The organism is Bacillus sp. FJAT-27251 (assembly GCF_001273925.1).
In the GTDB taxonomy this organism is placed as follows: Bacteria; Bacillota; Bacilli; order Bacillales; family Cytobacillaceae; genus Mesobacillus_B.
In genome coordinates, this window is sequence record NZ_LIGG01000001.1 from 3572118 (window position 1) to 3585169 (window position 13052).

Genomic DNA, 13052 nt, shown 5'->3' on the forward strand with positions numbered 1-13052 from the left:
CGGACAATAGAACTGAGTTTTCTGCAAATAGAAGCTGCTTCTCGGACAATAGAATCGGGTTTTCCGCAAATAAAATAATCGACTAAACCCGGAAAATAAAACAGGCAAGGCAGCGAGGCTGCCTTGCCCTTATTTATGAGGAAAAAGCCGGAGCTGTTTAGCCGCGTCTTCCGCCTCTGCCGCCACGTTTTGTCTCTGTGTTGCGCTTGAGGGAAGATAAGTTCTCCTCACTGGATTTTAAAAACTTGGCCATTTTGTCTTCAAAGCTCTCTTTTGGCTTGAAGCCGCCTTTAGAACGAAAGTCTTTTGAGCGGTTATCCGGTCTGCCTTGGCGTGGCGGACGCTGGGAATAAGAAGACTGTCCTTCAGGGCGGTCGATTGCTTTCTTGATGGAGAGAGCAATCTTTCCATCCTTTTCGCTAAGGACCTTAACTTCAACCTCATCGCCCACTTTAAGGTGGTCATTCACGTCTTTGACATAGCTGTCTGCTACTTCGCTGATGTGGACAAGGCCTGTAGTGCCTCCTGGAAGCTCAACGAAAGCTCCGAAGTTTGTGATTCCTGTTACTTTACCTTTTACTTTGCTGCCGATTTCGACTGACATGGAAATATGGTTCCCCCTAAAAAATTGTTAAACACACTTTATTATAGCAAATTAGGGATAAAAATCACCTCTAAACTATTTTCCACATATTTTATCTATTTCCATACCGTCATTTATGACTTTCTTCAAGTAAATTTTGTCACCATTTTTTGGAGTCGTAGGCCCATTGGGAAATGGTCATACTAAAAATCAAATATGATGAGGTGCGATCAGCTTCATTTATCAAGTCATGCAAGGGGGAAATACAATGGCAGAAGAAACAGGTGACAAAAAGACTGTAAATGTAAAACAAGCAACTATTGGAGACAGCATCCAAATCATCAAAGGTGAAGAAAAGGGAAAAAAGGGCAAGGTCGTTACCGTGCGTGAAAACTCCGTCATAGCCGAAATCGGCAAAAACCCTAAAAAAGATGAACCGATAAAAACAGTCGTCAACCATAAAAATTACAAAATCATCAAATAAAAAGGATGCCTGACCCCCAGCACAGCAATGCGTCACCGCAACGGGGGTCAGGCACTCTGCTGTACACTAATGCTTTACTGTATGTGGGGTCAGGCACCTGCGACAAGGAACCTGGGACAAATAAGGGTTGACGAGGAGAACTGTATCATTTAATATTACAGTAAGGTTTAAATTTTTTTTGGGAGATATCTTTGATTCATGATATTTGAAGATACCATCCAAACCTTAATTTTCAATGGTTTCTTATTAATGGTTGTTGGGAGAGTGAAACAACATGATTACCTTGTATACTTCACCAAGCTGTACGTCGTGCCGCAAGGCGAAAGCGTGGCTTGTGGAACATGAGCTTGATTTTACCGAAAGAAACATTATTACTGATCCTCTCACAGTCGATGAAATCAAATCGATTCTTCGGTTGACTGAAAATGGAACAGATGAAATAATCTCAGCCAAATCAAAAAGCTTCAAAGCGCTGAATGTCGATATAGATTCACTACCGCTTCAGGATTTATACCAATTGATCCGGAATAACCCGCAAATGCTGAGAAGGCCGATCATCCAGGATGAAAAGCGATTGCAGGTTGGATACAATGAAGAAGAAATCCGCAGTTTCCTGCCGCGAAAACTTCGCAGTTTCCATGCCGTTCAGGCGCTGGCCAACTAAAGTTATATAAAGTTCTGTTTTGGACACTACAAACATTTAGGAGGCTGGCCATGAACAGTGATTTTACCCTAGCCATTCACAGTTTATCGTTGCTTGCACTGCGGCCGGACCGGATGGCAACAAGCGATGTAATTTCCGAAAGTGCCGGTGTCCATCCGGTTCGAATACGCAAAGTGCTGAGCTTATTGAAAAAGAATGGATTTCTTCAAACAAAGGAAGGGACAGGGGGCGGCTTCATATTCGCTTCCGAGCCGAGTGACATTACTCTTTGGGACATTTATAAGCTTACTTGTGACGGTGCGCTCAAGCCTAAATGTACCGAATCCAGTGAGGAATGCATCGTCGGTGCCAATATGCATCATGTCTTGTTTTTCATTTTCCTAGGTGCAGAGGAGCATCTTGGAGAGTATTTAAAAAACTACACGATTAAGGAAATAGTTGATTTAGTAAATAGGAGGCAGTAATGCTTTTTGCTATAAATGTAAATAAATTCGTTACAGTTTAAATTGTGTTTTATTTCCAAACACAGCAGGCTTGCATCAGGATGGATGTTGAAGGGTAAATGACAATAAGATCCCCTTTATCGTTATAGCCGCTCCGGAATTGGAACAGCAGGATAAAAATTCAAAAAGAAGCAGGTGAGGTTCCATGTTCAATCATAATCCTTTATTAAAGATTGGTGACTGGGTAAAAGGTGAATCACGCGACGGGCAGCTTATCATTGGATTTATCGAAAATCTAAACCATGTAGAGGACCTTGTCAGCATAAAAATAGTCACAAGCGACAAAGAAGAAACTATTGGGAAAACGGTCCAGATGCTGAGCCATCAGGTAAAAAGCCTGCCCGCTGCAACGGTTAATAATAAGGAGCAAATCCGCACCTTAATTGATTTAGCGCTATCGACCGGAGACGAAGAATGGTTTCTGGAACTTACAGCAAAGCTGAAATCAATGGAACAGCTTGTCAAGGAAGCTATCTATTAATCTGGTGAGACTGAAACCAAAATAAGAATTCACCCTGGAAAGATCGCTGGCGTTTGCCCAGCGGTCTTTTTTAGCTGGTTGCTAAAGCAGCGTTAGGATATTATGGAAGTGGATAAGAAAATAAGCTTAATACATGTCGGAGGGATACAATTGGAGATTGGGATAAGTACGTTTGTAGAAACAACACCTAATACAAAAACGGGGGAGGTAATCAGCCATGCCCAGCGAATTCGGGAAGTGGTTGAGGAAATTGTCCTGGCCGATGAAGTTGGACTTGATGTATTCGGTGTCGGCGAGCATCACCGCGAGGATTTTGCAGCCTCTTCACCTGCCATCATACTTGCGGGAGCGGCTTCCCGGACAAGAAATATCCGGCTGACAAGTGCGGTTACGGTGCTGTCATCCGACGATCCGGTACGGGTGTTCCAGGATTTCGCAACGGTTGATGCCATCTCGAACGGCCGGGCAGAAATCATGGCAGGCCGCGGTTCCTTTATTGAATCGTTTCCGCTGTTTGGCTATGATTTGAACGATTACAATGAATTGTTTGAAGAGAAGCTAGAGCTGCTTTTACAAATAACAGAAAACGAGAAAGTGAGCTGGAAAGGTGCCCACCGGCCGGCGATTGACAATTTGGGAGTGTACCCAAGGCCTGTTCAGAACCCGCTGCCCGTCTGGATCGGAAGCGGCGGGAATTCAGAATCTGTTGTCCGCGCCGGGCTGCTTGGCCTGCCGCTCGTCCTCGCAATCATAGGGGGACGCCCCCTGCAGTTCGAGCCCCTTGTAAGGCTGTATAAACGGGCAGCCGCCAAAGCTGGACATGATGTCTCCAAACTGCGTGTAGCATCCCATTCACACGGCTTTGTTGCGGAAGATACTGAAAGTGCCGCAGATAAATTTTTTCCGCCAACACAGCTAGTGATGAGCAAACTGGGCCGTGAGCGAGGCTGGGGGCCGTATACTCGTGAAAGCTTTGATTATGCACGCAGCTTCGAAGGTGCTTTATATGTAGGAGATCCCAAGACAGTTGCGGATAAAATTATCCACCTCCGCAAAAATGTGGGCATTACAAGGTTTATGCTTCATGTCCCGGTTGGAACGATGCCACATGAGGATGTTATGAAAGCCATTGAGCTGCTCGGAAAAGAAGTTGCACCAATCGTCAGGGAAGAAGTCGCCAAATGGGAAAATGAGAACCCGGATAAATAACAGTATCAGAGATTAAAGTCGCAGGGGTGGAGAAATCATGAAAAAAGTGGCGGTTGCAATCATCCATGGAATGGGACAGCAAAAAGAGGATTATGCCAAAAAGATGGCAGAAAGGTTGAAAAGGATGGTATACGTAAAGTCGCCTACCTTTGTGACCAATCAGGATTCCCAGCTTTCCATAGTGCCAATCTATTGGGCAGATGTATTTGAACCAGGGGAAACAGAGCTGTACAAACGACTGGTGGAAGACAATAACCTGCGGTTCAAACACCTTAGGAGGTTTATCATTCATTACCTGGCAGATGTAGTTGCCTATCAGCCAGTCGAAACAGCCAAGCATAATTATCATCTCGTTCATGAAAGAGTTGCGAAATCTCTTGGAAACCTCGCAGAGCAAACTGGCCCAGATGCACCGTTATGCGTTATATCCCATAGCCTGGGGTCTGTGATTGCGAGCAATTATTTTTACGATATGCAAGTGAAGCCTGAGAATGTTGGCTTTTCCATAAAGGACCTTAGCCCGCTTGAAAAGGGGGATTCTCTTGCCCTATTTTATACAGTTGGGACCACTTTGCCGTTTTGGAGCCTGCGGTATGATCAATTTGACCGCCCAATCACGATTCCTTCACCCAAGATTGAAGAACGCTTTCCTGGATATCAAGGCGAATGGATTAATTTTTATGACCGTGATGATGTTCTTGGGTATCCTCTTAAAAATGTGAGTCCACAGTACAACCTTGCCGTTAAGGAGGACCGTGAAGTCAATGCAGGCGGAATGCTGGACAGCTGGAACCCCTTGGCGCATTCCGCTTATTTAACCGACAAAGATGTGCTGGAACCAATTGCTGACGGGCTAGTGAAGCTGTGGAAGCGAATCGATCACATTGAGCCAATATAAATTGCTCTTTGGAGCCGAAAATCCCCATTTATGGCTATACTAATTTTAATAAATTAGTGGAAGGAGGGGATAGCCATGCCAAGAAAGGCGGCTGCAAAAGAAGAGGAAAGCCAGGGAGGAGACCAGTCTCCTGAAAACGAGAATAAAAAGAATGAGATTCAGCAGCTGCAAGACATGTTAGCAGCAGTCCTCAATTATCTTTCGGATGATGAGGTGGAGGAAATTGACATGGAGTATCTTTTGGACAATACAGAAGGGCTTCGGGAATTTTGGAATAAACACCTCGAGAAAAACAGAAAAAAAGTTGAGGAGGAAATAAAAAAATCGCTTGGTGATTTGTCGATTGAAGAGCTGGAAAAGATCAGGGAACAAATCAAAGAGAAAAAGGAATAACAGACAAAAGGACTTCAATTGGCTTGAAGTCCTTTTGTCCTGGCTTTTATACCTTCCATGTAAGTGCTGAAAGGCGATTACTTTGAACGTTTTTCGCGCAGGTCTTCCAGTGACCAGCCTTCGTACAGTCCGATTGCATCAAATCCTTTCAGGAAGGCGCTGTGCTGTTCACTGCCTTCGACATAAAGGTCGATGGCGGACTGCAGGGATGCTTCGCGGCATTCGGCAAAGCTTGCATCATAATGAAGGTAGTCATATGCACGGTATCAGGTATCGGCCACAACTTTGCGGCCCATGCCATATTCCTCGGCAACAAGGTAGGCAGAGTACTGAAGGATTGTACAGTTAATATGTACGCCGCCATTGTCCATATTGGATGGAAGGTCATAGTACTCATCCATATGCATCGGGTAGCGTCCTTCTCCATCGATGCTGTACGGGAAATACACAGCGCCAACCTTGAATTTTCCAGGATTTTCATAGCTTCTGAGTGCTGAGCGTCCGCTCTCAAGCCATGCAGATCCCATGATATCCTCGCCGACTTCCCAGTTAGCGTCATCCACAATGGCTGCAAAAGTATCCGAATAGGCTTCGTTGACCGCCCCGGTTTCGAAACGGTAGCACAGGCCGCCGTTATAGTGGGTAACTCCGTGGACCATTTCGTGTGCCGTTACATCGAGGGAGGCAAGCGGGATGAACTGTTTCCCATCGCCATCACCATAGGTCATCATGGTAATGCCGTTGCTCCAGAACGCATTGTTGTACTCTTTTCCATAATGGACACGTGACCGGATTGGCATTCCTTTGTCATCGAGAGAATTGCGGCCATGATTTTCAAGGAAGTATTCATATACAATCCTTGAGTTGCTGTGCGCATCAACAGCGGGACCTTGTCCAACGGTTTCCCAGGAGCTGCTGTCCCCGGAGTAGGCAACATCCTTCCAGGACGCGTCGTTATTTGAATACAGCCAGATTTGATTGGCTGTGTTTTTCATATTATAAGTGTAAATTCCGCCCATGCCGGCTGCGGTAGTGTCAGCCAGATAGAAAGTTGAACCCTGGCCGCTGCCAGGAACATTGCCATGCGAAGTGAGCAGGCTCTTTATTACACCCGTTGTGCCAAGCCCCATTCCGCTGGCCGGTTTAAAGGTGCCTGCCTTTTCAATGGCTGCGGGGTTGGGTCCTTGTTTGGATTTCCCCTCTGCAGCGTCAAGGTTAATGACGTCACTGAAAAATCCAAGGCCTGTCATGGCGTCATACTTGTCAATAATTTCCCCGGACTGGGCATCTACATACACATACCAGTTCCCTTGCTTTTCGCTATAAAACTCGACATTTACCCGATAAGCTAGATGGTAGTCTCCCTCAAAGGGGAAGACAACTAATTCTGAGGTTTCATAGTCGGTTTGTTCAGGTGCTCCCACAGCATTCTTTGCGGCGGTAACAGCATCTTCTTCCATAACCGAAGGAACAGTATTGATTTGTACATCTTCCACTTTTGGATCATAGTTTCCGTTTACGCTGGTAATTTCATTGTTTTCGTTGTAATGTACATTGATCTGGTTCTTGTCCACGGCAACACCGTTGATGATTTGCTGCAGGCGGACATGTGTCTTGCCTGCTTCATCTTTCTCTACTTTTACTTCCTTCAGGTTCTTGACTGGGTACTTCAAATTGAAAAAGGATTTATGTTTTTCCAAAAACTGTTTGGCGTTTTGGCTGTTTGCCTTGTTTTGTTTTTCAGAGAGTTTTCCTGCAACAAATGCAGGTGGTCCCTGCTTGGCCTCGCCGATGACACGGACCTTTCCATTGCTCAAGCTATTAAACTCCTGCAATGAGTTTCCTTCCGCAGAGGCTGCTCCTGAAAACGAACTGCCCAGCAAAAGGGACGACAATACTAATCCCCCAAGTTTTTTCTTCAACTTGCATCCCCCTTAATACAATTATTGAAACCGGTAATTCCAAAAGTCGAAATATCCGGTGTACAAGGTAAGAATACTGGAAAAATGAGTAAATTATCAACTAAATATTCAGTCAATTAAACTGGGGGATAAGCTCCTTTTTAAGTCATTGGATTCACTTTTCAAGTGCGGTATTTCAATCTTTTTTCCTATAACCGATTATATATAGTTAAACCTTGTCATAAAACCTTTTGGTAAGTAAGGTCTTATGAACCTGAAAATATTTGCATTTGTCGAATTTTGAAGAAGCTAGTCACATAAACAGGAGGAAAGACTTGGTTCAGGAACAGGCGACCTATCAACCGAGCTGTTTGGCAGAAAGTTTTGCAAAACAAAAAGTGAGCACAGCTTTGTGCTCACTTTTTTGCCATCCACAATGAATAAGAAAGTGTCCATCGAATTACAGAGAAGAACCTCCGCAAATAGTAAGTTAATTTTCTGATTGACGTAACAATTTCCTTTATAGAAGTATAGTTCTCCACTCATATACCTCCTCATTGCAGCTGGAATGGGTGTGGCTACACCATTGTTAGTTTGCTGCATGTTAGGTTGCTTCATTCATTTTGATGACGTAAAGCTTATAGCCATTTTGTTACTTTTTATTGGCTTGGCGGCCGCTTTTTTTCTGGCTTTGGGATTTGGAGTTGCCGATTTGAAAATCGTTCCCAAGCTCAACATCATTGCGGTTATCCTGGCGCTCATGCTGTTCCCTTGTTTGATTTCTATTTTGGCTGCCTTGTTTGCTCAAATTTCTCACCCGCTTTCTTATAACATTATTTTTAATATGCACAAGTTAAGAGGATTTTCTCGGTACGGGACAGAAAAGTATAGAAGTGACTGCTAAAGAGGATGTGGGAAAATTTATGTTGCAAAATAAACTGACTGGCCTTTTGGGAATAGATTACCCGATTATTCAGGCCCCCATGGCAGGAGGAATAACCGTCTCTAAATTGGTATCAGAGGTTTCCAAACACGGTGGACTCGGAATGATTGGTGCCGGATATATGACCCCTGACCAGCTCCGGAAACAAATAAAGGAAATACGAGAATTAACAACCTGTCCTTTTGGGGTTAATTTGTTTGTTCCAAACGATTTTTCTGCAGATGAAAATCAACTTCATAAAGCACATGATATCTTGCAGCCAATCCGTGCAAAACTGAATCTTCCGCTAAATGACCAAATTAAAATTCCCGATTTTGAGCTTTTAGAAGAGTCTTTTCATAAACAAATAAGCGTAATTATTGAAGAAAAGGTTCCTGTTTGTTCGTTTACGTTTGGAATACCTTCTAGCAGGGTTGTATCTTTACTACAGCAAAGTGATATTAAAATGATAGCAACAGCTACAACTGTTGAGGAAGCTAAGGAAATCGAAAAAAGCGGTTTTGATATGGTGGTAGTACAAGGGAGTGAGGCAGGCGGCCACCGCGGCCATTTTATTGGTGAGGATGAGGGAAGTTTAGTTGGATTGATGTCCCTTATTCCACAGGCTGCTGATTGTGTGAACATCCCTGTGATTGCAGCTGGTGGTATAATGGATGGGCGAGGACTCATAGCGTCCTTATGTCTGGGAGCTTCAGGCGTCCAAATGGGAACCGCCTTTTTAACCTGTGTGGAAAGTGGAGCCCATAGAGTTTATAAAAAAGCAATTTTGAGCGCATCCGAGGACCAAGCCGTGCTGACCAGGGCCTTTTCAGGCAAGCTGGCAAGGGGAATCGAAAATAGGTATATAAGGGAATTGCGGGAGCATGAGGGGGAGCTGCCGGATTTCCCAGTCCAGAACGCTCTGACACAGGAGATTCGAAATGCTTCTTCAGCACAAAACAATCCAGAGTATATGTCGCTTTGGTCCGGTCAAAGCCCAAGGCTGGCTAAAAACCAAAATGTTGAAACCTTAATGGAAAATATATTGGAAGAAGCATTGAAGATAAAAACCGGATTTGGTTTTTAGAAAAATAACTCCTTTTTAAATAGGAAAGATAATAAAACTTATGGAGGCTGAAATATGGGAGAAGCAAAAAAGGAAAGCTGGGAATGGATCAAAGCGATTATGGCTGCTGTAGCCATCGCGTTTGTTGTTCGTACGTTTTTTCTCACGCCTATCGTGGTACAAGGGGATTCGATGATGCCTACCTTAGAAAATCAGGAGCGGATGATTGTTACGAAGATAGGTGATCCTAAAAGGTTCGATATTGTTGTATTTCATGCAGATGAGGAAAATGACTACATCAAAAGAGTCATCGGCCTTCCGGGTGACCATCTGGAATACAAGGACGATCTTTTATACGTTAACGGTAAACCGTATGAAGAAAAATACCTGGAAAAATATAAGGAAGAGAATTCCTTTGGCGGCCCGCTCACAGGGGATTTTAGTGCAGATGTCCCGGAAGGAATGATTTTTGTAATGGGTGACAATAGAAGAAACAGCACTGACAGCCGCCATATCGGCCCAGTAAAGGTTGAAGAAATAATAGGCTCTACCAAGCTGATTTTTTGGCCGGTGAATAAAATGGAGATACTGGCAGAGTAGCATTCTAAAACGAGTAGTTTTCCTATGTATCATAAACCTTGAGACAACCAGTCATAAAAAAAGCCCCAGGCGCGGGGCTTTTTACCTTTTCACCCAAACAATTAGGCAAAACAAAAACCCCTGTTAATGTACAAGAGGTTTGAAATGGCTGTTATTTATAGTTCTTTCAATTGCGTCCATGGCCGTGTAAATATCCTCATACGTTTCGGTTAGCTGCGATTCAAGGTGAAATAGCTTATAGACGTTGTTAAAGCAGCATACGGAGACTTGGGGAATTTGAAATTTGTTGTTGAAAGTCAGGGTAATTTGGCTGTTTTGATATTGCTTTAATGTTCGTAACATTGTTTTGGTGTATTCAGAAGACATGTTCTATCCTCTCCCTTCCAATACCGTAGGAGGGTGACTAAGAAAAGTCTCGTAGTTCCTAGTATTTATTACCTTAACCCTAACATATATAGGAATATATGTATAGGGAAGTTTTTGTCGAAAATTTCATAATTTTAAGTCTTTTAGAGAGTTTGACACGAAAATAAAATTAAAAATGATCCATTAATAATTTTTTCCGTGTGTCATATGGCAATAATCATGGCAAGCTATTTATAACTTGTACTAGTCGATGGCCTTGATACCGGAAAGACGGATTTGGTGAATAGTTTGGGCTTCATCTTTTAGCCAAAGAATCTGTTCTTTTAAGTTCAGGCGATAAAGACGGCCGCGGCAAACTTGAAGGACACCTTGATGGTCATATGAGATGGTAAGCGGTGTATTTTGAACAAGCTTTTTTAAAAACATGGAAATCTCCCTCTCTGTTAATTGACTTTTCGATTTCATTATAATGGGGAATCATGAATGCAGGATTAAAGGGGTGTTCTGATAAGGTAAAAGTTCCACTACTTACAGGTAATACAGTATTGGAGAACGCTTATATAACAATTATCAATACTCAAGATTTTCCTGGTTCTCTAAACCGCATCATATATGGATGGAGAGGAAGAAGATGAAAGCAAGATGGTTTGGGGCGGTCGCAGCCTTTGCAATCAGTCTCAGCATGACGGCAGGAGGKGAGGATGTGTCGGCCGGAGACAAACATGGGGATGTGGTGATTGTATCGCACCGGGGAGCTTCAGGACATGCACCCGAACATACAATGGCTTCCTATGAACTGGGCACTAAAATGCATGGAGACTATATTGAAGTTGATTTGCAAATGACAAAAGACGGACATTTAATCACCATGCATGATATGAGAGTTGACAGGACGACAAATGGAACCGGTTTGGTAAAGGAAGCAACCCTGACCGAAATTAAGAAGCTTGATGCAGGCAGCTGGTTTAATGAAAAATATCCGCTGCTTGCCAAGCCGGAATATGCAGGCTTGAAAGTACCAGCGCTTGAGGAGGTTTTTCAAAAGTTCGGGAACAATCGAAGCTACTATATTGAAACCAAATCACCGGATGTCTATCATGGCATGGAAAAAGAACTGCTGCGTCTTGTTAATCAATACAACATCAATAAGGACAAGCTTCTCGTCCAATCCTTCAGTAAGGACAGCTTGAGAACGATGCACAAGCTTGATCCATCCATCAAGCTTGTCCAATTGCTGTCGCATCGGTCGAATGCAGTCATTTCTCAAGCAGAGATCAATGAAGTTAAAACATATGCTACTGGTCTTGGAGCCAATCAAGCTTATCTGAATGAGGAGTATGTAAAGCAAGTGACTGCAAGCGGACTTGAACTGCACGCCTATACGATCAATGACAAAGCAAGAATGCAGCAGCTGATTGATTGGGGAGTCACCGGAATGTTCACGAACTTTCCGGATCTTCTTCATGAGGTAAAGGAAGGGAAATGACAGGAACATAAATCGGGAACTGCATATAAAGAAAGGGGCTGGACCATGCTGACACTTATCAGGAATGGTGAGGTGTTCTCACCGCGATATCTCGGGAAAAAGGACCTCCTGCTTGTCGGAAATAAAATCGGTTATATTTCGGACAAGATTGAGGTGCCAAACCGGTTTGTCAACATCCATGTCATTGATGCCGAAGGGAAAAGGATTGTTCCCGGATTTATTGATTCGCATGTCCACATCATCGGTGGAGGAGGCGAAGGCAGCTTCAGGACGCGGACACCGGAAATCCAGCTAACCCAGGCAACGCTTGCAGGCATCACAACCCTGGTAGGGGTGATTGGAACTGACGGAACCACGCGGAAGATGGCAAGCCTTGTGGCGAAAGCCAGGGCGCTGGAAGAGGAAGGCATTACCTGCTATGTCCAGACAGGATCGTACCAGGTGCCTGTAAAGACATTGACAGGCAAAATTGAAGACGACATCATCCTCATTGATAAAATAATCGGGGTAGGCGAAATAGCGATTGCCGATCACAGGTCTTCCCAGCCCACGCCTGAAGAGCTTGCCAAAATAGCTTCTGCCGCACGAATTGGCGGAATGCTGGCCGGCAAAGGCGGGATTGTGAATATCCATGTTGGCGACAGCATGGATCATCTAAAAGTGATTGAACAAGTTGTGGAGCAAACCGATATACCAATCCGCCAATTCTATCCGACCCATATCAACAGAAACCCGCACCTTTTTGAAGCGGGGATAGAGTATGCAAAAAAAGGGGGGTATGTCGATTTTACAACCAGCACCATTCCGCAATTCCTGGAGGAAGGCGAAGTAAAGTGCAGTACAGGCCTCAAAAGGATGCTCGGTGCGGGTGTAGACATTTCGCAGATTACCTTCACTTCGGATGGACAAGCGAGCCTGCCTCAATTTGATGGGAAAGGAGAGCTCGCCGGCCTGAAAATAGGGAAAGTGTCTTCGCTTTATAAGGCGGTTAAAGAGGCAGTAATCGAAGAAAGCATCCCGCTGGAAACTGCCATCCGAGTGATTACGCAGAACCCGGCAGCCATTCTCAAGCTTAAGCAAAAAGGCGTTATTGAAGAAGGCAAAGATGCCGACATTGTTCTGCTGGACAGGGATTTTGAAATCGACACTGTTTTTGCCATGGGACAGCTCATGGTAAAAGGCAAGAGGGCGATTGTGAAAGGGACGTTTGAGGATTAGTCATATATTCATTCATGAATAAAAAGTCCGTCACTTCAAATATTAACTTTGGAGGTGATGGATATGGCAGAGAAGGATCCCGTCGAACGAAAGAATTATAAAAGCAATTCCTATGAAATAGAAGTAGAAAACAAAGGCACGCTGCATTTGAAAGAAGCCCCGAAGCCTCATGATCATGGCAAGCTTGTGACAGAGGATATAGAATAGATGCCCCCTGCCTCCCTCATTCAAAAGAATGGGGGGTTTTTTAGACACATTTTCCTCAATGGACAGCCAAG

The 13052-nt window shown here is 44.0% G+C and carries 16 protein-coding genes; 13 read left to right on the forward strand and 3 right to left on the reverse strand.

The features are described from left to right. Window positions 1-157: 157 nt before the first annotated feature. Window positions 158-604 carry a S1 domain-containing RNA-binding protein gene (locus ADU22_RS16710; protein ID WP_046523316.1) on the reverse strand — a complete coding sequence of 149 codons (447 nt, stop codon included), beginning with the start codon at window positions 602-604 and terminating at the stop codon, window positions 158-160. 247 nt (window positions 605-851) lie between these two features. Between ADU22_RS16710 and ADU22_RS16715 the strand changes: the two genes are divergently transcribed. The 7 genes from ADU22_RS16715 (at window position 852) to ADU22_RS16745 (ending at window position 5215) form a co-directional block, all read left to right on the forward strand. Beyond that, window positions 852-1067 (forward strand): DUF2187 family protein, encoded by a 216-nt coding sequence (locus tag ADU22_RS16715; protein WP_053363173.1) that lies wholly within the window; start codon window positions 852-854, stop codon window positions 1065-1067. A 274-nt stretch (window positions 1068-1341) separates the two neighbouring features. Beyond that, a complete protein-coding gene (gene spxA / locus ADU22_RS16720) occupies window positions 1342-1731 on the forward strand; it encodes a transcriptional regulator SpxA (RefSeq protein ID WP_053363174.1) in 390 nt (129 codons plus the stop codon). Window positions 1732-1781: 50 nt separating this feature from the next. Next, complete coding sequence (locus ADU22_RS16725; protein WP_053363175.1) at window positions 1782-2195, forward strand: RrF2 family transcriptional regulator; 414 nt, start codon at window positions 1782-1784, stop codon at window positions 2193-2195. A 184-nt stretch (window positions 2196-2379) separates the two neighbouring features. Then, entirely contained in the window at window positions 2380-2715 is a 336-nt protein-coding gene (locus tag ADU22_RS16730; protein ID WP_053363176.1) for an IDEAL domain-containing protein, read from the forward strand. Window positions 2716-2865: 150 nt separating this feature from the next. Further along, a complete protein-coding gene (locus ADU22_RS16735) occupies window positions 2866-3924 on the forward strand; it encodes an LLM class flavin-dependent oxidoreductase (protein ID WP_053363177.1) in 1059 nt (352 codons plus the stop codon). A gap of 37 nt (window positions 3925-3961) precedes the next feature. Next, window positions 3962-4822, forward strand: a complete 861-nt coding sequence (locus tag ADU22_RS16740; protein WP_053363178.1) for a hypothetical protein — start codon at window positions 3962-3964, stop codon at window positions 4820-4822. A 75-nt stretch (window positions 4823-4897) separates the two neighbouring features. Beyond that, the gene (locus tag ADU22_RS16745) at window positions 4898-5215 is read left to right on the forward strand and encodes a hypothetical protein (RefSeq protein WP_053363179.1); all 318 of its coding nucleotides are present in this window, start codon (window positions 4898-4900) and stop codon (window positions 5213-5215) included. A 266-nt stretch (window positions 5216-5481) separates the two neighbouring features. On the opposite strand, the gene ADU22_RS16750 is transcribed toward ADU22_RS16745, so the two are convergent. Continuing rightward, window positions 5482-7137 carry a M4 family metallopeptidase gene (locus tag ADU22_RS16750; RefSeq protein ID WP_053363180.1) on the reverse strand — a complete coding sequence of 552 codons (1656 nt, stop codon included), beginning with the start codon at window positions 7135-7137 and terminating at the stop codon, window positions 5482-5484. A gap of 553 nt (window positions 7138-7690) precedes the next feature. On the opposite strand from ADU22_RS16750, the gene ADU22_RS25025 reads away from it, so the two are divergent. The 3 genes from ADU22_RS25025 to lepB are packed head-to-tail and all read left to right on the forward strand — an operon-like array spanning window position 7691 to window position 9704. Continuing rightward, window positions 7691-8020, forward strand: coding sequence for a hypothetical protein (locus ADU22_RS25025; RefSeq protein ID WP_197280076.1), 330 nt, complete (start codon window positions 7691-7693; stop codon window positions 8018-8020). 19 nt (window positions 8021-8039) lie between these two features. After that, the gene (locus ADU22_RS16755; RefSeq protein ID WP_053363181.1) at window positions 8040-9125 is read left to right on the forward strand and encodes an NAD(P)H-dependent flavin oxidoreductase; all 1086 of its coding nucleotides are present in this window, start codon (window positions 8040-8042) and stop codon (window positions 9123-9125) included. Between the two features lie 54 nt (window positions 9126-9179). Then, complete coding sequence (gene lepB / locus ADU22_RS16760) at window positions 9180-9704, forward strand: signal peptidase I (protein WP_053363182.1); 525 nt, start codon at window positions 9180-9182, stop codon at window positions 9702-9704. Between the two features lie 609 nt (window positions 9705-10313). Here lepB and ADU22_RS16770 read toward each other — a convergent pair. Beyond that, on the reverse strand, window positions 10314-10535 hold the full coding sequence (locus ADU22_RS16770) for a YolD-like family protein (RefSeq protein WP_353611388.1): 222 nt from the start codon (window positions 10533-10535) through the stop codon (window positions 10314-10316). 166 nt (window positions 10536-10701) lie between these two features. Between ADU22_RS16770 and ADU22_RS16775 the strand changes: the two genes are divergently transcribed. The 3 genes from ADU22_RS16775 (at window position 10702) to ADU22_RS24745 (ending at window position 12981) form a co-directional block, all read left to right on the forward strand. Then, window positions 10702-11556 (forward strand): glycerophosphodiester phosphodiesterase, encoded by an 855-nt coding sequence (locus ADU22_RS16775; protein WP_053363185.1) that lies wholly within the window; start codon window positions 10702-10704, stop codon window positions 11554-11556. Between the two features lie 45 nt (window positions 11557-11601). Continuing rightward, window positions 11602-12774 (forward strand): beta-aspartyl-peptidase, encoded by a 1173-nt coding sequence (iadA, locus tag ADU22_RS16780; RefSeq protein WP_053363186.1) that lies wholly within the window; start codon window positions 11602-11604, stop codon window positions 12772-12774. 63 nt (window positions 12775-12837) lie between these two features. Further along, the gene (locus tag ADU22_RS24745) at window positions 12838-12981 is read left to right on the forward strand and encodes a hypothetical protein (protein ID WP_156324379.1); all 144 of its coding nucleotides are present in this window, start codon (window positions 12838-12840) and stop codon (window positions 12979-12981) included. The last annotated feature ends 71 nt before the right edge of the window (window positions 12982-13052 follow it).